Here is a 26772-nt window from a genome sequence, read left to right on the forward strand (position 1 = left end):
GGCCAATGTTCGCCTTGAATCGGTGTTGAGTAAACAATTCTACGTGCTTCATTTTCACCAGACTTAGCGGGGCAATGATTGTTTCATTTTTGATCCAGCCATCATCCGGCTTGTTGCAGCATAGCCTGCCACTCAGCCAAGGCATGCAAGGGCTTTGGGTTCCAGCTTAGTCACTGTCAGTAAACAGGCGCTGGTTTGTTGGCGCATATCTGTGGCTTGTTAGTCAAAATTCATCTATAGAGTGCGGATTCTTGCCTTCTTGCATTCAATATCCGCAAGCGATTTTCAATGATCGGGATACCATTATTCACGCACTCGTCGGTCATCTCTTTGATTTGCGACACATAGCTGCTTGTGACTCGCGCAGCGTTGATAGCCGCAAGCGCCCCCGGCTCTGGCTGGCTATCGACCTCTGCCTGGCCGCATTCCGGCAAGGTTTGTGCTTATTTGGCAATCAGTGTCCGGGCGATTGACAGTGACCTGGATATTGACGCCAGTAACGCTGACATTGTCGAGTAAGTCGGTCGCGCCGCGTGATTTACGGCTGCTGAGGTGTATGAAAAAGTGCTAGGACTGATGGCTTAACACCTTTTTGATGATGTAAGACATTTGTCCTCAGGAAACGCTTGGCTAAGGTACAAATATCAATGTGACATTACATTGCCGATTGTTTAGGATGGCATGTATAAGGTCAATAGTTTGGCAGTCAGGCAATTCCAAAAAGTTATAGACGGAATATTGACGTCAAAAACGTCAAGAGATCATCGACATAGTTCCGCCTGAAGTGGCTAGCAAGCGCCGCTCTGGCAGGGAAGTACCCCATCGGGTCACACGGAGAGTCCAATGAGCAGCGTTGTAGCCATCGTCAAAAGCATTGTCGGCCAGGTTATTGCGGTATCCCCAGAGGGCATCCGGCGTGTACTTATCGAAGGTGACCGCCTGTTGGCCGGTGAGGAAGTGCTCACCGGTCCGGGTGGCGCAGTTACTTTGGAGCTGGCTGATGGCCGACTGCTCGATCTTGGACGTGACAGCCAATGGAGCGCCGATGCGCCTGACAGTAGCACCGACCTGAGCCAGGCGGCAGCCCAGGCCGCGCCTTCGGTGGAAGAGTTGCAGCAGGCAATTGCTGCTGGTGTTGACCCGACTACTGAGCTTGAAGCTACCGCCGCTGGCCCGTCATCAGCGGGTGGTGGTGCGCTGGGCGGTGGCCACAGCTTCGTGATGCTCGAAGAGACGGCTGGCCGAGTTGACACGACGGTTGGCTTCCCGACTGACGGGCTGGGCTTTGCGGTCGTACCCGATAACCAAGAAGTGGGCCTGCTGGACACTAACGGCAACAACCTGGTGACCACACCGACGGATACCACCGTCGCTACTGAGCTGACGCTTGGCGCAACCCCTTCTATCAGTGAAGCGGGTGGCGTAATCGTTTATACCGCCACCGTTGGTCAGGCGCCGACCACCAACCTGGTAATTACTCTGTCCAATGGTGCCGTGATCGTCATTCCGGCTGGGCAGACCAGTGGTAGCGTCAACGTCGCAGTTCCGGCAAACGACACACCTTACATCGACGGTGGCCAGATTTCGGCCACCGTGACAGGTAGTACCGGTGGTGGCGGGCTGACGGTGACATTGCCGCAAACGCCAGCGGTTACCCAAGTGACCGATACAATCGACACTACAACCGCGACCCTGACCGCCTCGCCAAGCGTGACCGAAGGTGGCGTGATCACCTACACCGTGACCCTGAGCAACCCTGCCCAGACGCCGGTGACCGTGACCCTGTCCAACGGCCAGGTCATCACTGTTGAAGCCGGCAAAACCCAGGGCAGCGTCGATTTCCAGACCCCGGCCAATGACGTCTACAACAACGGTTCGACCGTCAGCGTCACCATCGAGAACGCCACCGGCGGTAATTTCGAGCAACTGACCCCGAATCCGACCCCGGCTCAGACCACGATCAACGACTCGGTCGACACCACCACCGCGACCCTGACGGCGAGCCCGTCGGTCACCGAAGGCGGCGTGATCACTTACACCGTGACCCTGAGCAACCCTGCCCAGACGCCGGTAACCGTGAACCTGTCCAACGGCCAAACGATTACCGTTGAAGCGGGTAAAACCCAGGGCAGCGTCGATTTCCAGACCCCGGCCAATGACGTCTACAACAACGGCTCGACCGTCAGCGTCACCATCGAGAGCGCCACTGGCGGCAACTTCGAACAGCTGACCCCGAACCCGACGCCGGCTCAGACCACGATCAACGACTCGGTCGACACCACCACCGCGACCCTGACGGCGAGCCCGTCGGTCACCGAAGGCGGCGTGATCACCTACACCGTGACCCTGAGCAATCCTGCCCAGACGCCGGTAACTGTGACCCTGTCCAACGGCCAAACGATTACCGTTGAAGCGGGTAAAACCCAGGGCAGCGTCGATTTCCAGACCCCGGCCAATGACGTCTACAACAACGGTTCGACGGTCAGCGTCACCATCGAGAACGCCACGGGCGGTAATTTCGAGCAACTGACCCCGAACCCGACGCCGGCTCAGACCACGATCAACGACTCGGTCGACACCACTACCGCGACCCTGACGGCGAGCCCGTCGGTCACCGAAGGCGGCGTGATCACTTACACCGTGACCCTGAGCAATCCTGCCCAGACGCCGGTGACAGTGACCCTGTCCAACGGCCAAACCATTACCGTTGAAGCCGGCAAGACCCAGGGCAGCGTCGATTTCCAGACCCCGGCGAATGACGTCTACAACAACGGTTCGACCGTCAGCGTCACCATCGAGAACGCCACAGGCGGTAATTTCGAGCAACTGACCCCGAATCCGACCCCGGCTCAGACCACGATCAACGACTCGGTCGATGCCACCACCGCGACCCTGACGGCGAGCCCGTCGGTCACCGAAGGCGGCGTAATCACCTACACCGTGACCCTGAGCAATCCTGCCCAGACGCCGGTAACCGTGACCCTGTCCAACGGCCAGGTCATCACTGTTGAAGCCGGCAAAACCCAGGGCAGCGTCGATTTCCAGACCCCGGCCAATGACGTCTACAACAACGGTTCGACCGTCAGCGTCACCATCGAGAACGCCACCGGCGGCAACTTCGAACAGCTGACCCCGAACCCGACGCCGGCTCAGACCACGATCAACGACTCGGTCGATGCCACCACCGCGACCCTGACGGCGAGCCCGTCGGTCACCGAAGGCGGCGTGATCACCTACACCGTGATCCTGAGCAATCCTGCCCAGACGCCGGTAACCGTGACCCTGTCCAACGGCCAAACCATTACCGTTGAAGCCGGCAAGACCCAGGGCAGCGTCGATTTCCAGACCCCGGCGAATGACGTCTACAACAACGGTTCGACCGTCAGCGTCACCATCGAGAACGCCACAGGCGGTAATTTCGAGCAACTGACCCCGAATCCGACCCCGGCTCAGACCACGATCAACGACTCGGTCGATGCCACCACCGCGACCCTGACGGCGAGCCCGTCGGTCACCGAAGGCGGCGTAATCACCTACACCGTGACCCTGAGCAATCCTGCCCAGACGCCGGTGACAGTGACCCTGTCCAACGGCCAAACCATTACCGTTGAAGCCGGCAAGACCCAGGGCAGCGTCGATTTCCAGACCCCGGCGAATGACGTCTACAACAACGGTTCGACCGTCAGCGTCACCATCGAGAACGCCACAGGCGGTAATTTCGAGCAACTGACCCCGAATCCGACCCCGGCTCAGACCACGATCAACGACTCGGTCGATGCCACCACCGCGACCCTGACGGCGAGCCCGTCGGTCACCGAAGGCGGCGTAATCACCTACACCGTGACCCTGAGCAATCCTGCCCAGACGCCGGTGACAGTGACCCTGTCCAACGGCCAAACCATTACCGTTGAAGCCGGCAAGACCCAGGGCAGCGTCGATTTCCAGACCCCGGCGAATGACGTCTACAACAACGGTTCGACCGTCAGCGTCACCATCGAGAACGCCACAGGCGGTAATTTCGAGCAACTGACCCCGAATCCGACCCCGGCTCAGACCACGATCAACGACTCGGTCGACACCACTACCGCGACCCTGACGGCGAGCCCGTCGGTCACCGAAGGCGGCGTGATCACTTACACCGTGACCCTGAGCAACCCTGCCCAGACGCCGGTAACCGTGAACCTGTCCAACGGCCAAACGATTACCGTTGAAGCGGGTAAAACCCAGGGCAGCGTCGATTTCCAGACCCCGGCCAATGACGTCTACAACAACGGCTCGACCGTCAGCGTCACCATCGAGAGCGCCACTGGCGGCAACTTCGAACAGCTGACCCCGAACCCGACGCCGGCTCAGACCACGATCAACGACTCGGTCGACACCACCACCGCGACCCTGACGGCGAGCCCGTCGGTCACCGAAGGCGGCGTGATCACCTACACCGTGACCCTGAGCAATCCTGCCCAGACGCCGGTAACTGTGACCCTGTCCAACGGCCAAACGATTACCGTTGAAGCGGGTAAAACCCAGGGCAGCGTCGATTTCCAGACCCCGGCCAATGACGTCTACAACAACGGTTCGACGGTCAGCGTCACCATCGAGAACGCCACGGGCGGTAATTTCGAGCAACTGACCCCGAACCCGACGCCGGCTCAGACCACGATCAACGACTCGGTCGACACCACTACCGCGACCCTGACGGCGAGCCCGTCGGTCACCGAAGGCGGCGTGATCACTTACACCGTGACCCTGAGCAATCCTGCCCAGACGCCGGTGACAGTGACCCTGTCCAACGGCCAAACCATTACCGTTGAAGCCGGCAAGACCCAGGGCAGCGTCGATTTCCAGACCCCGGCGAATGACGTCTACAACAACGGTTCGACCGTCAGCGTCACCATCGAGAACGCCACAGGCGGTAATTTCGAGCAACTGACCCCGAATCCGACCCCGGCTCAGACCACGATCAACGACTCGGTCGATGCCACCACCGCGACCCTGACGGCGAGCCCGTCGGTCACCGAAGGCGGCGTGATCACCTACACCGTGACCCTGAGCAATCCTGCCCAGACGCCGGTGACAGTGACCCTGTCCAACGGCCAAACCATTACCGTTGAAGCCGGCAAGACCCAGGGCAGCGTCGATTTCCAGACCCCGGCGAATGACGTCTACAACAACGGTTCGACCGTCAGCGTCACCATCGAGAACGCCACTGGCGGCAACTTCGAACAGCTGACCCCGAACCCGACGCCGGCTCAGACCACGATCAACGACTCGGTCGATGCCACCACCGCGACCCTGACGGCGAGCCCGTCGGTCACCGAAGGCGGCGTGATCACCTACACCGTGACCCTGAGCAATCCTGCCCAGACGCCGGTGACAGTGACCCTGTCCAACGGCCAAACCATTACCGTTGAAGCCGGCAAGACCCAGGGCAGCGTCGATTTCCAGACCCCGGCGAATGACGTCTACAACAACGGTTCGACCGTCAGCGTCACCATCGAGAACGCCACAGGCGGTAATTTCGAGCAACTGACCCCGAATCCGACCCCGGCTCAGACCACGATCAACGACTCGGTCGATGCCACCACCGCGACCCTGACGGCGAGCCCGTCGGTCACCGAAGGCGGCGTAATCACCTACACCGTGACCCTGAGCAATCCTGCCCAGACGCCGGTGACAGTGACCCTGTCCAACGGCCAAACCATTACCGTTGAAGCCGGCAAGACCCAGGGCAGCGTCGATTTCCAGACCCCGGCGAATGACGTCTACAACAACGGTTCGACCGTCAGCGTCACCATCGAGAACGCCACAGGCGGTAATTTCGAGCAACTGACCCCGAATCCGACCCCGGCTCAGACCACGATCAACGACTCGGTCGATGCCACCACCGCGACCCTGACGGCGAGCCCGTCGGTCACCGAAGGCGGCGTAATCACCTACACCGTGACCCTGAGCAATCCTGCCCAGACGCCGGTAACCGTGACCCTGTCCAACGGCCAGGTCATCACTGTTGAAGCCGGCAAAACCCAGGGCAGCGTCGATTTCCAGACCCCGGCCAATGACGTCTACAACAACGGTTCGACCGTCAGCGTCACCATCGAGAACGCCACCGGCGGCAACTTCGAACAGCTGACCCCGAACCCGACGCCGGCTCAGACCACGATCAACGACTCGGTCGATGCCACCACCGCGACCCTGACGGCGAGCCCGTCGGTCACCGAAGGCGGCGTGATCACCTACACCGTGATCCTGAGCAATCCTGCCCAGACGCCGGTAACCGTGACCCTGTCCAACGGCCAAACCATTACCGTTGAAGCCGGCAAGACCCAGGGCAGCGTCGATTTCCAGACCCCGGCGAATGACGTCTACAACAACGGTTCGACTGTCAGCGTCACCATCGAGAACGCCACAGGCGGTAATTTCGAGCAACTGACCCCGAACCCGACGCCGGCTCAGACCACGATCACCGACTCGGTCGACACCACTACTGCGACCCTGACCGCCTCGCCAAGCGTGACCGAAGGCGGCGTGATCACCTACACCGTGACCCTGAGCAATCCTGCCCAGACGCCGGTAACCGTGACCTTGTCCAACGGCCAAACCATTACCGTTGAAGCGGGTAAAACCCAGGGCAGCGTCGATTTCCAGACCCCGGCCAATGACGTCTACAACAACGGCTCGACCGTCAGCGTCACCATCGAGAGCGCCACGGGCGGCAACTTCGAACATCTGACTCCGAATCCGACCCCAGCCTCGACTGTCATCAATGACAGCATCGATACCGTCACCGTAAGTATTGTCAGCAATGGCAATGTGACCGAAGACCAGCAGCCTTCCTTTACTGTGAAAGTAAGCCAGGCGCTGGACCGTCCGTTGACGGTAACCCTGTCTAACGGCGACACCGTGACGATCGAAGCCGGTAAGACCGAAGTCGAGTACAAGACCTCGGTTCAGGGCGATGACGTCTATCTTGATGCAGGCTCCATCACGCTCAGTGTTACCGACGCTACAGTTCCGGGTGCCACCTTCGAGAAGCTGGCCTTGGGTGGCCCGGCTACCGTTGAGATCTCGGACACTATCAGTGAAGTGGTGGCCAAACTGACTGCCACCCCTTCGGTGACCGAAGGCGGTGAGATCACCTACACCATCACCCTGACCAACAAAGACGGTCTGCCGATCAATAACCACTCGGAGCTGTACTTCAAGCTGACCGATGGCACTACTGTCGTCGTGGCAGCCAACAGCACCACCGGTTCGGCCACTGTAGCCGCCCCGGAAAACGTCTATGTCGGCACCAACCAGCCGGTGGTCAATGCCATCGACGCGGTCAGCGGCGCAGATGCATGGAAGTTCGAAAACCTGAACCTGGACAAGACCCCGGTCAGCACCGAGGTCACCGACGAGCCAGGTACGCCAGGCAACGAAGGCGATATCGTCAAGGTCACCATCACGGCCGACCAGACTTCGGTAGCCGAGAACGTCAAACCGACCTTCACTGTGCACATCAACACCGCCCTGGCTCACGACCTGGTCGTGACCCTGAGCAACAACGCTCAGGTCACCATCAAGGCCGGCGAAACCAGCGCACCGTACACTCACGACGCGCAGGGCGATGACGTCTATCAGGATGCGGGCCAGATCAGCCTGGGCATCAACTCGGCGGTGGACGCCACTGGTGCTGCGTTCGAGAACCTCGAGTTGGGCGGTGCCGCGAAAGTGGATGTCACCGACACCCTCGACGAGGTGGTGGCCAAGCTGACTGCCACTCCGTCGGTCACCGAAGGCGGCGAGATCACCTACACCATCACGCTGACCAACAAAGACGGTCTGCCGATCAATAACCACTCGGAGCTGTACTTCAAGCTGACCGATGGCACTACTGTCGTCGTGGCAGCCAACAGCACCACCGGTTCGGCCACTGTAGCCGCCCCGGACAACGTCTATGTCGGCACCAACCAGCCGGTGGTCAATGCCATCGACGCGGTCAGCGGCGCAGATGCATGGAAGTTCGAAAACCTGAACCTGGACAAGACCCCGGTCAGCACCGAGGTCACCGACGAGCCAGGCACTCCAGGCAACGAAGGCGACATCGTCAAGGTCACCATCACGGCTGACCAGACTTCGGTAGCCGAGAACGTCAAGCCGACCTTCACCGTGCACGTCAACCAGCCGCTGGCCCACGACCTGGTCGTGACCCTGAGCAACAACGCCCAGGTCACCATCAAGGCTGGTGAGACCAGCGCGCCGTACACCCACGACGCGCAAGGCGATGACGTCTATCAGGACGCTGGCCAGATCAGCTTGGGCATCAACTCGGCGGTGGACGCCACTGGTGCTGCATTCGAGAACCTTGAGCTGGGCGGTGCTGCTTCGGTTCAAGTCACCGACACCCTCGACGAAGTGGTGGCCAAGCTGACTGCCACCCCTTCGGTGACCGAAGGCGGTGAGATCACCTACACCATCACCCTGACCAACAAAGACGGTCTGCCGATCAATAACCACTCGGAGCTGTACTTCAAGCTGACCGACGGCACCACTGTCGTCGTGGCAGCCAACAGCACCACGGGCTCGGCGACTGCAACCGCACCAGACAACGTCTATGTCGGCACCAACGCGCCGGTGATCAATGCCATCGACGCGGTCAGCGGCGCAGATGCGTGGAAGTTTGAAAACCTGAACCTGGACAAGACCCCGGTCAGCACCGAGGTCACCGACGAGCCAGGCACTCCAGGCAACGAAGGCGACATCGTCAAGGTCACCATCACGGCCGACCAGACTTCGGTGGCCGAGAACGTCAAACCGACCTTCACCGTGCACGTCAACCAGCCGCTGGCCCACGACCTGGTCGTGACCCTGAGCAACAATGCTCAGGTCACCATCAAGGCTGGCGAAACCAGCGCGCCGTACACCCACGATGCGCAAGGCGATGACGTCTATCAGGACGCTGGCCAGATCAGCCTGGGCATCAACTCGGCAGTAGACGCCACTGGTGCTGCGTTCGAGAACCTTGAGCTGGGCGGTTCCGCTTCGGTTCAAGTCACCGACACCCTCGACGAAGTGGTGGCCAAGCTGACTGCCACCCCTTCGGTGACCGAAGGCGGTGAGATCACCTACACCATCACCCTGACCAACAAAGACGGTCTGCCGATCAACAACCACTCGGAGCTGTACTTCAAGCTGACCGACGGCACCACCGTCGTCGTGGCAGCCAACAGCACCACCGGTTCGGCCACTGCAACCGCACCAGACAACGTCTATGTCGGCACCAACGCGCCGGTGGTCAATGCCATCGACGCGGTCAGCGGCGCAGATGCGTGGAAGTTCGAAAACCTGAACCTGGACAAGACCCCGGTCAGCACCGAGGTGACCGACGAGCCAGGCACACCAGGTAACGAAGGCGATATCGTCAAGGTCACCATCACCGCCGACCAGGCTTCGGTGGCCGAGAACGTCAAACCGACCTTCACCGTGCACGTCAACCAGCCGCTGGCCCACGACCTGGTCGTGACCCTGAGCAACAACGCTCAGGTCACCATCAAGGCTGGCGAAACCAGCGCGCCGTACACCCACGACGCGCAAGGCGATGACGTCTATCAGGATGCGGGCCAGATCAGCCTCGGCATCACGTCCGCTGTGGATGTAGACGGTCACACCTTCGAGAACCTGCAACTGGGCGGCAACGCTTCGGTTCAAGTGACCGACACCCTCGACGAGGTGGTGGCGAAGCTGACCGCGACCCCTTCAGTCACCGAAGGCGGTGAGATCACCTACACCATCACCCTGACCAACAAAGATGGTCTGCCGATCAACAACCACTCGGAGCTGTACTTCAAGCTGACCGACGGCACCACTGTCGTCGTGGCAGCCAACAGCACCACGGGCTCGGCCACTGCAACCGCACCAGACAACGTCTATGTCGGCACTAATGCGCCGGTGGTCAATGCCATCGACGCCGTCAGCGGCGCAGATGCGTGGAAGTTCGAAAACCTGAACCTGGACAAGACCCCGGTCAGCACTACCGTCACTGACGAGCCAGGCACTCCAGGCAACGAAGGCGACATCGTCAAGGTCACCATCACGGCCGACCAGACCTCGGTAGCCGAGAACGTCAAACCGACCTTCACTGTGCACGTCAATCAGCCGCTGGCCCACGACCTGATCGTGACCCTGAGCAACAACGCTCAGGTCACCATCAAGGCCGGTGAAACCAGCGCGCCGTACACCCACGACGCGCAAGGCGATGACGTCTATCAGGACGCTGGCCAGATCAGCTTGGGCATCAACTCGGCGGTGGACGCCACTGGTGCTGCGTTCGAGAACCTGCAACTGGGCGGCAACGCTTCGGTTCAAGTGACCGACACCCTCGACGAAGTCGTGGCGAAGCTGACCGCGACCCCTTCGGTGACCGAAGGCGGCGAGATCACCTACACCATCACGCTGACCAACAAAGACGGTCTGCCGATCAATAACCACTCGGAGCTGTACTTCAAGCTGACCGATGGCACTACTGTCGTCGTGGCAGCCAACAGCACCACCGGTTCGGCCACTGTAGCCGCCCCGGACAACGTCTATGTCGGCACCAACGCGCCGGTGGTCAATGCCATCGACGCGGTCAGCGGCGCAGATGCGTGGAAGTTCGAAAACCTGAACCTGGACAAGACCCCGGTCAGCACTACCGTCACTGACGAGCCAGGCACTCCAGGCAACGAAGGCGACATCGTCAAGGTCACCATCACGGCCGACCAGACTTCGGTAGCCGAGAACGTCAAGCCAACCTTCACCGTGCACGTCAACCAGCCGCTGGCTCACGACCTGGTCGTGACCCTGAGCAACAACGCTCAGGTCACCATCAAGGCCGGTGAGACCAGTGCGCCGTACACCCACGACGCGCAAGGCGATGACGTCTACCAGGACGCTGGCCAGATCAGCCTGGGCATCACGTCCGCTGTGGATGTAGACGGTCACACCTTCGAGAACCTGCAACTGGGCGGCAACGCTTCGGTTCAAGTGACCGACACCCTCGACGAGGTGGTGGCGAAGCTGACCGCGACCCCTTCGGTCACCGAAGGCGGTGAGATCACCTACACCATCACCCTGACCAACAAAGACGGTCTGCCGATCAACAACCACTCGGAGCTGTACTTCAAGCTGACCGACGGCACCACCGTCGTCGTGGCAGCCAACAGCACCACCGGTTCGGCCACTGCAACCGCCCCGGACAACGTCTATGTCGGCACCAACGCGCCGGTGGTCAATGCCATCGACGCCGTCAGCGGCGCAGATGCGTGGAAGTTCGAAAACCTGAATCTGGACAAGACCCCGGTCAGCACCGAGGTCACTGACGAGCCAGGCACTCCAGGCAACGAAGGCGATATCGTCAAAGTCACTATTACTGCTGACCAGACCTCGGTGGCCGAGAACGTCAAACCGACCTTCACCGTACATATCAACACCGCCTTGGCCCACGACCTGGTCGTGACCCTGAGCAACAACGCCCAGGTCACCATCAAGGCCGGCGAAACCAGCGCGCCGTACACCCACGCTGCGCAGGGTGATGACGTTTACAACGACGCTGGCCAGATCAGCCTGGGCATCACCTCGGCGGTGGACGCCACTGGTGCAACCTTCGAGAACCTGGCGCTGGGCGGTGCCGCGAAGGTGGATGTCACCGACACCACCGACGAAGTCGTGGCCAAGTTGACCGCCACCCCGTCGGTCACCGAAGGCGGCGAGATCACCTACACCATCACGCTGACCAACAAAGACGGTCTGCCAATCAACAACCACAGTGCATTGACCTTCACGCTGAGCGACGGCAAAACCGTCATCACCGTGCCGGCTAATGGCACCGTGGGTACTGCCACTGTCACTGCCCCGGACAACGTCTACGTCGGCACCAACGACCCTGTGATCAAATCGATCGCAACCGTTGAAGGTGCGGATGTCGGCAAGTTCGAGCAACTGACGCTGGACAAGACCCCGGTCAGCACGTCGGTCACCGACGAGCCGGGCACCCCAGGCAACGAAGGCGACTTGGTCAAGGTCACCATCACAGCCGACCAGACCTCGGTGGCTGAGAACGTCAAACCGACCTTCACCGTGCACGTCAACCAGCCGCTGGCCCACGACCTGGTCGTGACCCTGAGCAACAATGCCCAGGTCACCATCAAGGCTGGCGAAACCAGCGCGCCGTACACCCACGCTGCGCAGGGTGATGACGTTTACAACGACGCTGGCCAGATCAGCCTGGGCATCACCTCGGCGGTGGACGCCACTGGTGCGACCTTCGAGAACCTGGAGCTGGGCGGTGCCGCGAAGGTGGATGTCACCGACACCACCGACGAAGTCGTGGCCAAGTTGACCGCCACCCCGTCGGTCACCGAAGGCGGCGAGATCACTTACACCATCACCCTGACCAACAAAGATGGTCTGCCGATCAACAACCACAGTGCATTGACCTTCACGCTGAGCGACGGCAAAACCGTCATCACCGTGCCGGCCAACGGCACCGTGGGCACTGCAACCGTGACTGCCCCGGACAACGTCTACGTCGGTACCAACGACCCTGTGATCAAATCGATCGCAACCGTTGAAGGTGCGGACGTCGGTAAGTTCGAGCAACTGACGCTGGACAAGACGCCGGTCAGCACTACCGTCACCGACGAGCCTGGTACCCCAGGCAACCCGGGCGGCAGCAACGAAGGCGACCTGGTCAAGGTCACCATCACGGCCGACCAGACTTCGGTAGCCGAGAACGTCAAACCGACCTTCACTGTTCACGTCAACCAGCCGCTGGCTCACGACCTGGTCGTGACCCTGAGCAACAATGCCCAGGTCACCATCAAGGCCGGTGAAACCAGCGCGCCGTACACCCACGCTGCTCAGGGTGATGACGTCTACAACGACGCTGGCCAGATCAGCCTGGGTATCAACTCGGCGGTGGACGCCACTGGTGCGACCTTCGAGAACCTCGAGTTGGGCGGTGCCGCGAAGGTGGATGTCACCGACACCACCGACGAAGTGGTGGCCAAGTTGACCGCGACCCCTTCGGTGACCGAAGGCGGTGAGATCACTTACACCATTACCCTGACCAACAAAGACGGCTTGCCGATCAATAACCACAGTGCATTGACCTTCACGCTGAGCGACGGCAAAACCGTCATCACCGTGCCGGCCAACGGCACCGTGGGCACTGCAACCGTGACTGCCCCGGACAACGTCTACGTCGGTACCAACGACCCTGTGATCAAATCGATCGCAACCGTTGAAGGTGCGGACGTCGGTAAGTTCGAGCAACTGACGCTGGACAAGACGCCGGTCAGCACTACCGTCACCGACGAGCCTGGTACCCCAGGCAACCCGGGCGGCAGCAACGAAGGCGACCTGGTCAAGGTCACCATCACGGCCGACCAGACTTCGGTAGCCGAGAACGTCAAACCGACCTTCACTGTTCACGTCAACCAGCCGCTGGCTCACGACCTGGTCGTGACCCTGAGCAACAATGCCCAGGTCACCATCAAGGCCGGTGAAACCAGCGCGCCGTACACCCACGCTGCTCAGGGTGATGACGTCTACAACGACGCTGGCCAGATCAGCCTGGGTATCACGTCTGCTGTGGATGTAGACGGTCGCACCTTCGAAAACCTGGAGCTGGGCGGTGCGGCTTCGGTTCAAGTGACCGATACCACCGACGAAGTGGTGGCCAAGTTGACCGCGACCCCTTCGGTGACCGAAGGCGGTGAGATCACTTACACCATTACCCTGACCAACAAAGACGGCTTGCCGATCAATAACCACAGTGCATTGACCTTCACGCTGAGCGACGGCAAAACCGTCATCACCGTGCCGGCCAACGGCACCGTGGGCACTGCAACCGTGACTGCCCCGGACAACGTCTACGTCGGTACCAACGACCCTGTGATCAAATCGATCGCAACCGTTGAAGGTGCGGATGTCGGCAAGTTCGAACAACTGACACTCGACAAGACCCCGGTCAGCACTACCGTCACCGACGAGCCTGGTACCCCAGGCAACCCGGGCGGCAGCAACGAAGGCGACCTGGTCAAGGTCACCATCACCGCCGACCAGACTTCGGTAGCCGAGAACGTCAAACCGACCTTCACTGTTCACGTCAACCAGCCGCTGGCTCACGACCTGGTCGTGACCCTGAGCAACAACGCCCAGGTCACCATCAAGGCCGGCGAAACCAGCGCGCCGTACACCCACGCTGCGCAGGGCGATGACGTCTACAACGATGCTGGCCAGATCAGCCTGGGTATCAACTCGGCGGTGGATGCCACTGGTGCGACCTTCGAGAACCTCGAGTTGGGCGGTGCCGCGAAGGTGGATGTCACCGACACCACCGACGAAGTGGTGGCCAAGCTGACCGCGACCCCGTCGGTCACCGAAGGCGGCGAGATCACTTACACCATCACGCTGACCAACAAAGACGGTCTGCCGATCAACAACCACAGTGCATTGACCTTCACGCTGAGCGACGGCAAAACCGTCATCACCGTGCCGGCCAACGGCACCGTGGGCACTGCTACCGTCACTGCCCCGGACAACGTCTACGTCGGTACCAACGACCCTGTGATCAAATCGATCGCAACCGTTGAAGGTGCGGACGTCGGCAAGTTCGAGCAACTGACGCTGGACAAGACGCCGGTCAGCACGTCGGTTACCGACGAGCCAGGTACGCCGGGCAACGAAGGCGACCTGGTCAAGGTCACCATCACAGCCGACCAGACTTCGGTGGCCGAGAACGTCAAACCGATCTTCACCGTGCACGTAAACCAGCCGCTGGCTCACGACCTGGTCGTGACCCTGAGCAACAACGCCCAGGTCACCATCAAGGCCGGCGAGACCAGCGCGCCATACACCCACGCTGCGCAAGGCGATGACGTCTACAACGACGCTGGCCAGATCAGCCTGGGCATCACGTCTGCTGTGGATGTAGACGGTCGCACCTTCGAGAACCTGCAACTGGGCGGCAACGCTTCGGTTCAAGTCACCGACACCACCGACGAAGTGGTGGCCAAGCTGACCGCGACCCCGTCGGTGACCGAAGGCGGCGAGATCACCTACACCATCACGCTGACCAACAAAGACGGTCTGCCGATCAACAACCACAGTGCATTGACCTTCACGCTGAGCGACGGCAAAACCGTCATCACCGTGCCGGCCAACGGTACCGTGGGTACTGCTACCGTGACTGCCCCGGACAACGTCTACGTCGGCACCAACGACCCTGTCGTGATGTCGATCGCAACCGTTGGAGGTGCGGACGTCGGCAAGTTCGAGCAACTGACGCTGGACAAGACCCCGGTCAGCACTACCGTCACCGACGAGCCTGGCACCCCAGGCAATCCGGGCGGCAGCAACGAAGGCGACCTGGTCAAGGTCACCATCACGGCCGACCAGACTTCGGTGGCCGAGAACGTCAAACCGACGTTCACCGTACACGTCAACCAGCCGCTGGCCCACGACCTGGTCGTGACCCTGAGCAACAACGCCCAGGTCACCATCAAGGCTGGCGAGACCAGCGCGCCGTACACCCACGCTGCGCAGGGTGATGACGTTTACAACGACGCTGGCCAGATCAGCCTGGGCATCAACTCGGCGGTGGACGCCACTGGTGCGACCTTCGAGAACCTGGCGCTGGGCGGTGCCGCGAAGGTGGATGTCACCGACACCACCGACGAAGTCGTGGCCAAGTTGACCGCCACCCCGTCGGTCACCGAAGGCGGCGAGATCACCTACACCATCACGCTGACCAACAAAGACGGTCTGCCAATCAACAACCACAGTGCATTGACCTTCACGCTGAGCGACGGCAAAACCGTCATCACCGTGCCGGCTAATGGCACCGTGGGTACTGCCACTGTCACTGCCCCGGACAACGTCTACGTCGGCACCAACGACCCTGTGATCAAATCGATCGCAACCGTTGAAGGTGCGGATGTCGGCAAGTTCGAGCAACTGACGCTGGACAAGACCCCGGTCAGCACGTCGGTCACCGACGAGCCGGGCACCCCAGGCAACGAAGGCGACTTGGTCAAGGTCACCATCACAGCCGACCAGACCTCGGTGGCCGAGAACGTCAAACCGACCTTCACTGTTCACGTCAACCAGCCGCTGGCTCACGACCTGGTCGTGACCCTGAGCAACAATGCCCAGGTCACCATCAAGGCCGGTGAAACCAGCGCGCCGTACACCCACGCTGCGCAGGGTGATGACGTTTACAACGACGCTGGCCAGATCAGCCTGGGCATCACCTCGGCGGTGGACGCCACTGGTGCGACCTTCGAGAACCTGGAGCTGGGCGGTGCGGCTTCGGTTCAAGTGACCGACACCACCGACGAAGTGGTGGCCAAGCTGACTGCGACCCCGTCGGTCACCGAAGGCGGCGAGATCACCTACACCATCACCCTGACCAACAAAGACGGCCTGCCGATCAACAACCACAGTGCATTGACCTTCACGCTGAGCGACGGCAAGACCGTCATCACCGTGCCGGCCAACGGCACCGTGGGCACTGCAACCGTGACTGCCCCGGACAACGTCTACGTCGGCAGCAACGACCCTGTCGTGATGTCGATCGCTACCGTTGGCGGTGCGGACGTCGGTAAGTTCGAGCAACTGACGCTGGACAAGACGCCGGTCAGCACGTCGGTCACCGACGAGCCAGGTACCCCAGGCAACGAAGGCGACCTGGTCAAGGTCACCATCACCGCCGACCAGACTTCGGTGGCCGAGAACGTCAAACCGACCTTCACTGTTCACGTCAACCAGCCGCTGGCTCACGACCTGGTCGTGACCCTGAGCAACAATGCCCAGGTCACCATCAAGGCCGGCGAGACCAGCGCGCCGTACACCCACGCTGCGCAGGGCGATGACGTTTACAACGATGCTGGCCAGATCAGCCTGGGCATCAACTCGGCGGTAGACGCCACTGGTGCGACCTTCGAGAACCTGCAACTGGGCGGCAACGCTTCGGTTCAAGTGACCGACACCACCGACGAAGTGGTGGCCAAGCTGACTGCGACCCCGTCGGTCACCGAAGGCGGCGAGATCACCTACACCATCACGCTGACCAACAAAGACGGTCTGCCAATCAACAACCACAGTGCATTGACCTTCACGCTGAGCGACGGCAAAACCGTCATCACCGTGCCGGCCAACGGCACCGTGGGCACTGCTACCGTCACTGCCCCGGACAACGTCTACGTCGGCACCAACGACCCTGTCGTGATGTCGATCGCAACCGTTGGAGGTGCGGACGTCGGTAAGTTCGAGCAACTGACGCTGGACAAGACCCCGGTCAGCACTACCGTCACCGACGAGCCTGGCACCCCAGGCAACCCGGGCGGCAGCAACGAAGGCGACCTGGTCAAGGTCACCATCACGGCCGACCAGACTTCGTTGGCCGAGAACGTCAAACCGACGTTCACCGTACACGTCAACCAGCCGCTGGCCCACGACCTGGTCGTGACCCTGAGCAACAACGCCCAGGTCACCATCAAGGCTGGCGAGACCAGCGCGCCGTACACCCACGCTGCGCAGGGTGATGACGTTTACAACGACGCTGGCCAGATCAGCCTGGGCATCAACTCGGCGGTGGACGCCACTGGTGCGACCTTCGAGAACCTCGAGCTGGGCGGTGCGGCTTCGGTTCAAGTGACCGATACCACCGACGAAGTGGTGGCCAAGCTGACCGCGACGCCTTCGGTGACCGAAGGTGGTGAGATCACCTACACCATCACCCTGACCAACAAAGATGGTCTGCCGATCAACAACCACAGTGCATTGACCTTCACCCTGAGCGACGGCAAAACCGTCATCACCGTGCCGGCTAATGGCACCGTGGGTACTGCCACTGTCACTGCCCCGGATAACGTCTACGTCGGCAGCAACGACCCTGTCGTGATGTCGATCGCTACCGTTGGCGGTGCGGATGTCGGCAAGTTCGAGCAACTGACACTGGACAAGACCCCGGTCAGCACGTCGGTTACCGACGAGCCAGGTACGCCGGGCAACGAAGGCGACCTGGTCAAGGTCACCATCACGGCCGACCAGACTTCGGTAGCCGAGAACGTCAAACCGACCTTCACTGTTCACGTCAACCAGCCGCTGGCTCACGACCTGGTCGTGACCCTGAGCAACAATGCCCAGGTCACCATCAAGGCCGGTGAAACCAGCGCGCCGTACACCCACGCTGCGCAGGGTGATGACGTCTACAACGATGCTGGCCAGATCAGCCTGGGTATCAACTCGGCGGTGGACGCCACTGGTGCGACCTTCGAGAACCTCGAGCTGGGCGGTGCGGCTTCGGTCCAAGTGACCGACACCACCGACGAAGTAGTGGCCAAGCTGACTGCGACCCCGTCGGTGACCGAAGGCGGTGAGATCACTTACACCATTACCCTGACCAACAAAGACGGTCTGCCGATTAACAACCACAGTGCATTGACCTTCACCCTGAGCGACGGCAAAACCGTCATCACCGTGCCGGCTAATGGCACCGTGGGTACTGCCACTGTCACTGCCCCGGATAACGTCTACGTCGGCAGCAACGACCCTGTCGTGATGTCGATCGCTACCGTTGGCGGTGCGGATGTCGGCAAGTTCGAGCAACTGACGCTGGACAAGACGCCGGTCAGCACGTCGGTTACCGACGAGCCAGGTACGCCGGGCAACGAAGGCGACCTGGTCAAGGTCACCATCACCGCCGACCAGACCTCGGTGGCCGAGAACGTCAAGCCGACCTTCACCGTGCACGTCAACCAGCCGCTGGCCCACGACCTGGTCGTGACCCTGAGCAACAACGCCCAGGTCACCATCAAGGCTGGCGAAACCAGCGCGCCGTACACCCACGCTGCGCAGGGTGATGACGTCTACAACGACGCTGGCCAGATCAGCCTGGGTATCAACTCGGCGGTGGACGCCACTGGTGCGACCTTCGAGAACCTGGAGCTGGGCGGTGCCGCGAAGGTGGATGTCACCGACACCACCGACGAAGTCGTGGCCAAGTTGACCGCCACCCCGTCGGTCACCGAAGGCGGCGAGATTACCTACACCATCACGCTGACCAACAAAGACGGCCTGCCGATCAACAACCACAGTGCATTGACCTTCACGCTGAGCGACGGCAAAACCGTCATCACCGTGCCGGCCAACGGCACCGTGGGCACTGCCACCGTCACTGCCCCGGACAATGTCTACGTCGGTACCAACGACCCTGTCGTGATGTCGATCGCAACCGTTGAAGGCGCGGACGTTGGCAAGTTCGAGCAACTGACGCTGGACAAGACGCCGGTCAGCACGTCGGTGACCGACGAGCCGGGTACCCCAGGCAACGAAGGCGACTTGGTCAAGGTCACCATCACGGCCGACCAGACCTCGGTGGCCGAGAACGTCAAGCCGACGTTCACCGTGCACATCAACACCGCCTTGGCTCACGACCTGGTCGTGACCCTGAGCAACAATGCCCAGGTCATCATCAAGGCTGGCGAAACCAGCGCGCCATACACCCACGCTGCGCAAGGCGATGACGTCTACAACGATGCTGGCCAGATCAGCCTGGGCATTAATTCGGCAGTGGACGCCACTGGTGCGACCTTCGAGAACCTGCAACTGGGCGGCAACGCTTCGGTTCAAGTGACCGACACCACCGACGAAGTAGTGGCCAAGTTGACCGCGACCCCGTCGGTGACCGAAGGCGGCGAGATTACCTACACCATCACGCTGACCAACAAAGACGGCCTGCCGATCAACAACCACAGTGCATTGACCTTCACGCTGAGCGACGGCAAAACCGTCATCACCGTGCCGGCCAACGGCACCGTGGGTACTGCCACCGTGACTGCTCCGGACAACGTCTACGTCGGTACCAACGACCCTGTCGTGATGTCGATCGCTACCGTTGAAGGTGCGGACGTTGGCAAGTTCGAGCAACTGACACTCGACAAGACCCCGGTCAGCACTTCGGTCACCGACGAGCCGGGTACCCCAGGCAACGAAGGCGACCCGGTCAAGGTCACCATCACCGCCGACCAGACCTCGGTGGCCGAGAACGTCAAACCGACCTTCACTGTGCACGTCAACCAGCCGCTGGCCCACGACCTGGTCGTGACCCTGAGCAACAACGCCCAGGTCACCATCAAGGCCGGCGAAACCAGCGCGCCGTACACCCACGACGCGCAAGGCGATGACGTCTACAACGATGCTGGCCAGATCAGCCTGGGCATCAATTCGGCGGTAGACGCCACCGGCGCTACATTCGAGAACCTGGAACTGGGTGGTGCGGCTTCGGTTCAAGTGACCGACACCACCGACGAAGTAGTGGCCAAGCTGACCGCGACCCCTTCGGTAACCGAAGGCGGCGAGATCACCTACACCATCACGCTGACCAACAAAGATGGTCTGCCTATCGACAAGCATGCGGCGCTGACCTTTACCCTGGACGATGGCAAAACCACCATCACCATCCCGGCTAACGGTACAACCGGCACTGCCACCGTGACTGCCCCGGACAACGTCTACGTCGGCACCAACGACCCTGTCGTGATGTCGATCGCAACCGTTGGAGGTGCGGACGTCGGTAAGTTCGAGCAACTGACACTCGACAAGACCCCGGTCAGCACGTCGGTCACCGACGAGCCGGGTACCCCAGGCAACGAAGGCGACCTGGTCAAGGTCACCATCACCGCCGACCAGACTTCGGTAGCCGAGAACGTCAAACCGACCTTCACTGTTCACGTCAACCAGCCGCTGGCTCACGACCTGGTCGTGACCCTGAGCAACAACGCTCAGGTCACCATCAAGGCTGGCGAGACCAGCGCGCCGTACACCCACGCTGCGCAGGGTGATGACGTCTACAACGATGCGGGCCAGATCAGCCTGGGCATCACGTCCGCTGTGGATGTAGACGGTCGCACCTTCGAAAACCTGGAGCTGGGCGGTGCCGCTTCGGTCCAAGTGACCGACACCCTCGACGAAGTGGTGGCCAAACTGACCGCCACCCCTTCGGTGACCGAAGGCGGTGAGATCACTTACACCATCACGCTGACCAACAAAGACGGTCTGCCGATCAACAACCACAGTGCATTGACCTTCACGCTGAGCGACGGCAAAACCGTCATCACTGTGCCGGCCAACGGCACCGTGGGCACTGCCACCGTGACTGCTCCGGACAACGTCTACGTCGGCGCTAACGACCCTGTCGTGATGTCGATCGCAACCGTTGAGGGCGCGGATGTCGGCAAGTTCGAACAGCTTACGCTGGACAAGACGCCGGTCAGCACGTCGGTGACCGACGAGCCAGGTACGCCGGGCAACGAAGGCGACTTGGTCAAGGTCACCATCACCGCCGACCAGACCTCGGTGGCCGAGAACGTCAAGCCGACCTTCACCGTGCACGTCAACCAGCCGCTGGCCCACGACCTGGTCGTGACCCTGAGCAACAACGCCCAGGTCACCATCAAGGCCGGCGAAACCAGCGCGCCATACACCCACGCTGCGCAAGGCGATGACGTCTACAACGACGCTGGCCAGATCAGCCTGGGCATCACGTCCGCTGTGGATGTAGACGGTCGCACCTTCGAAAACCTGCAACTGGGCGGTGCGGCTACCGTTCAAGTGACCGATACCACCGACGAAGTAGTGGCCAAGCTGACCGCGACCCCTTCGGTCACCGAAGGTGGCGAGATCACTTACACCATCACCCTGACCAACAAAGACGGCCTGCCGATCAACAACCACAGTGCATTGACCTTCACGCTGAGCGACGGCAAAACCGTCATCACCGTGCCGGCTAATGGCACCGTGGGTACTGCCACCGTGACTGCCCCGGACAACGTCTACGTTGGCACCAACGACCCTGTGATCAAATCGATCGCAACCGTTGAAGGTGCGGATGTCGGCAAGTTCGAGCAACTGACACTGGACAAGACCCCGGTCAGCACGTCGGTTACCGACGAGCCAGGTACGCCGGGCAACGAAGGCGACCTGGTCAAGGTCACCATCACAGCCGACCAGACTTCGGTGGCCGAGAACGTCAAACCGACCTTCACTGTTCACGTCAACCAGCCGCTGGCTCACGACCTGGTCGTGACCCTGAGCAACAATGCCCAGGTCACCATCAAGGCCGGCGAGACCAGCGCGCCATACACCCACGCTGCGCAGGGCGATGACGTTTACAACGATGCTGGCCAGATCAGCCTGGGTATCAACTCGGCGGTAGACGCCACTGGCGCTACGTTCGAGAACCTGCAACTGGGCGGTGCGGCTACCGTTCAAGTGACCGATACCACCGACGAAGTAGTGGCCAAGCTGACCGCGACCCCTTCGGTCACCGAAGGTGGCGAGATCACTTACACCATCACCCTGACCAACAAAGACGGCCTGCCGATCAACAACCACAGTGCATTGACCTTCACGCTGAGTGACGGCAAAACCGTCATCACCGTGCCGGCCAACGGCACCGTGGGCACTGCTACCGTCACTGCCCCGGACAACGTCTACGTCGGCACCAACGACCCTGTCGTGATGTCGATCGCAACCGTTGGAGGTGCGGACGTCGGTAAGTTCGAGCAACTGACACTCGACAAAACCCCGGTCAGCACGTCGGTCACCGACGAGCCGGGTACCCCAGGCAACGAAGGCGACCTGGTCAAGGTCACCATCACCGCCGACCAGACTTCGGTGGCCGAGAACGTCAAGCCGACCTTCACCGTGCACGTCAACCAGCCGCTGGCTCACGACCTGGTCGTGACCCTGAGCAACAACGCCCAGGTCACCATCAAGGCCGGCGAAACCAGCGCGCCGTACACCCACGCTGCGCAGGGCGATGACGTCTACAACGATGCTGGCCAGATCAGCCTGGGCATCAACTCGGCGGTGGACGCCACTGGTGCGACCTTCGAGAACCTCGAGCTGGGCGGTGCCGCGAAGGTGGATGTCACCGACACCACCGACGAAGTGGTGGCCAAGCTGACCGCGACCCCTTCGGTAACCGAAGGCGGCGAGATCACCTACACCATCACCCTGACCAACAAAGATGGTCTGCCAATCAACAACCACAGTGCATTGACCTTCACGCTGAGCGACGGCAAAACCGTCATCACCGTGCCGGCCAACGGCACCGTGGGCACTGCTACCGTCACTGCCCCGGACAACGTCTACGTCGGTACCAACGACCCTGTGATCAAATCGATCGCAACCGTTGGCGGCGCGGATGTTGGCAAGTTCGAACAGCTGACACTGGACAAGACCCCGGTCAGCACCGCCGTGACCGACGAACCAGGTTCGGGAACTCCAGGCACCGGCAACAAGGGCGACGTCACCACCGTCGGTATTACCGGCACGACTTCTCTGACCGAGGGTGAAACCGGCCAGTACACCCTGACGCTGAGCAACGCGTCCAAGTCCGAAGTCACTATCACCCTTAGCTACAGCGGTACCGCCCAAAACGGTGATGACTTCACCGGTGTTGCGACCGTGAAGATTCCGGCCAACAGCACAGGCACGACGTTCAACATCGCTACCCTCAACGACAAACTGGTCGAAGGTACCGAGAACTTCGTCGTGAAGATCGAAACCGCCACGGGTGGTAACTTCGAGAACCTGCAGGTCGATAGCAGCAAATCGAGCGTGACGACCACCATTCTCGACAATGACCACCTGCCGGTTTCGCCTGGCGGCGCGGTATTTGGCGTTGAGGACACCGATTACGTGTTTGCCTGGAGTGATTTCAAAGTCACTGATGCCGACGGCAACACTAACCTGTCTGTGACCATTACCTCGCTCCCGGCCGCCGGCAACTTGCAGTTCTTCAACGGTACTGCATGGGTGAATGTGGCCGTTGGCCAAGTGGTCAGCCAGGCTGATATCACTGCCAAGAACCTGAAGTTCGTTCCGGCCCTCAACCAGTCGGGTGCGGACAACTACGGTGGTAATGGTGTGGGTAACCAGAAGGCTGACTACGCCCAGTTCAAGTTCAAGCCGAACGATGGCACCAACCTGGGCAGCGAAGTGACCATGAAGGTCGATATCAGCCCGGTTGCCGACAAACCGACCCTGAGCTTCGGCAGCGCCGATATCGAGTCCAAAGGGCTGACCAAGGAAGTCTGGACCAGCCTCAAAGGCCTGGGTACTGGCGGCAACGGCATTACCGGCGAGGATCTGAAGACGGTCTTTGCCAACTCCGGCAGCGCGAACTCCAGCAGCACCACTACCAACGTGCAGTCCGATGGCAGCGTCACCGCTGGCACCGGTTCGAAAACGTCGGGCCTGATCTACCTGGAAGCCGGCAAGGTCTATACCTTCAGTGGTTTGGCCGACGACAGCTTCGTGGTCACCATCGGTGGCAAGACTGTAGTCACGGCCACCTGGGGAGCCGGTGGCGGGGTGTCGGGTACCTTTACCCCAAATACCAGCGGCTACTACCCGATCGAGGTCTACCATGCCAACCAGTCCGGTCCAGGCAGCTATGACCTGAACATCCAGGTAGGCTCCGGTGCCGTTACCGACCTGAGCAGCTCGAACGTCAAGATGTACCAGAACGTTACCGAGATGGCGAACGCAGGCCTGGGCGTGTCCGACCTGCACACCGTGAATGGTCAGAGCTACTACGACGGCTACAAGCTCAACGAAGGGCCTGAGGGTGGCTCGGTGAAACTGGTCGGTATTTCCACCGCCCTGACCGACACTGACGGCTCCGAAAGCCTGAACGTAACACTCAGCGGTATCCCGAAAGGTACTGTGTTGAGCGATGGTGCAGGCCACACGGTCACGGTAGGTACTGCCCCGGTCGATGTGACAGGCTGGAAACTCAGCAGCCTGACGCTGACCCCGCCGGCCTATTACAAAGGCTCGTTCGACATCACGGTTACCTCGACTGCCACCGAAAGCCTGGGCGGCTCGGCCATCACCACCGGCAATATCCCGGTGACGGTTTACGGCGCGACCTACAAGGCCAGTGTGGGTACCTCGGGTAATGACACGCTGACCGGTAGTGAAGGCAACGACATCTTCGTCGCTGACGTATCCGGGCTGAACGTGGTTCAGGGCAAGAACTACAACATCGCCTTCATGGTCGATAGCTCGGGCAGTATGAGCGACAAGTCGATTGCCGACGCCAAGACGCAGTTGGCCTCGGTGTTCAACACGCTCAAGGCCAGCCTGGGCTCGGACACCTCGGGTACCGTAAACATCTTCCTGGTCGACTTCGATACCCAGGTAAACAAGAACGTGGCAGTGAACCTTGCCGACCCGGATGCTTTGAGCAAGTTGCAGGCGGTATTGAACTCGATGGTGGGCGGCTACTACGGTGGCGGTACCAACTATGAAGACGCGTTCAAGACCACGTCCAACTTCTTCAACAGCACCATGGCCACCAGCAACAAAGGTGCGGAGAACCTGACTTACTTCATTACCGACGGTAAGCCAACCTACTATCAGAGCAATGAGTCCACCAACCCTAGCCTGTGGAAGAATGGCAAGAGCCTGGACGATGTAGTCAACGTCAACAATTACAAGATGGGTGACACGTTCAGCGCCTGGGCCGACGCGACTCACAAGGTCGAGATCAGCAGCAGTGGTGTGGTCAAAGTGCTGACTTATACCGAGAACCGCCGAGGTGAGTTGGTGCTCGACTCCACCAAGACGGTAGGCACCCTTCACGCACAGGGTGATGGTACCTATGAATTCTCCAGCCTGGACGGTACCGGCTACGCGGATTACTGGAACTACGTCTACTCGGCCGCAGGTTCTACTGAAAGTTTCGCAGTATTGGGCGGCACCAATGGCTTGAGCAAAGTCCAGGCTATCGGCCTGAACAGCGATGTCACGCTGAACGATCTGAAACCTTACGACAGTGCCGGCAAGCCACAGACCAATATCGACCCGTCCGATTTGGCCAAGGCGATTCTCGGTCACTCCGAAGCAACGGTGCCAGGTGCCGACACCATTGATAGTGGTAACGGCAACGACATCATCTTCGGTGACCTGATCACCCTCAACGGTGTCGTCAGCGAGGGCTACCAGGCCCTGCAGACGTACGTTGCACAGAAGAGCGGTGTTGAAGTCGGTGCTGTCACTACCAGCAATGTTCACCAGTACATCACCGAGCACTACACCGAGTTCGATATCTCCGGTGCCAAGGACGGCAATGACATCCTGTCGGGTGGCAATGGCAATGACATCCTCTTCGGCCAAGGTGGTAGCGACACGCTGAATGGTGGCAAAGGTAACGACATCCTGCTGGGCGGTACTGGCAATGACACCCTGATCGGTGGCCAGGGCGACGATATCCTGATCGGTGGCAGCGGTGCCGACACCTTCGTGTGGAAGGCTGGCGACGTCGGTAACGACGTGATCAAGGACTTCAACAAGGCCGAGGGTGACCGTATCGATCTGAAGGACCTGCTGCAGGGTGAGAAGGGCAGCACCATCGACAACTACCTGAAGCTCACCACGGTGGAGGGTACGACCACGTTGCAAGTCAGCAGCGAAGGCAAGCTCAACGCCGAAGGTGGTATCGCCAACGCCGACGTGACCATCAAGCTGGAAGGCGTCAACTGGTCTAACCAGACGATCAACTCGTTGATCAGCGGCGCCGATCCGACCATCATCATCCACAACAAGGACAGCTGACAGACCACCGGGGCCGCACAGCGGCCCCGGCTCTTTCCTGCTACCCGCCAACAGCGCATACTCTGGCGCCGGGCCTGCGCGCCCGGCGATCTTTGCCTATGCTGCTGTCTACCAACAAGG

Annotated in this window: 1 protein-coding gene; it reads left to right on the plus strand. The window is 60.7% G+C overall.

Annotated features, from left to right (window positions below):
• Positions 1 to 843 precede the first annotated feature (843 nt).
• Positions 844 to 26652, plus strand: a complete 25809-nt coding sequence (locus LU682_RS00680) for an immunoglobulin-like domain-containing protein (protein WP_289644839.1) — start codon at positions 844 to 846, stop codon at positions 26650 to 26652.
• The last annotated feature ends 120 nt before the right edge of the window (positions 26653 to 26772 follow it).

Source organism: Pseudomonas alloputida (genome assembly GCF_021283545.2).
Classification (GTDB): Bacteria; Pseudomonadota; Gammaproteobacteria; order Pseudomonadales; family Pseudomonadaceae; genus Aquipseudomonas; species Aquipseudomonas alloputida.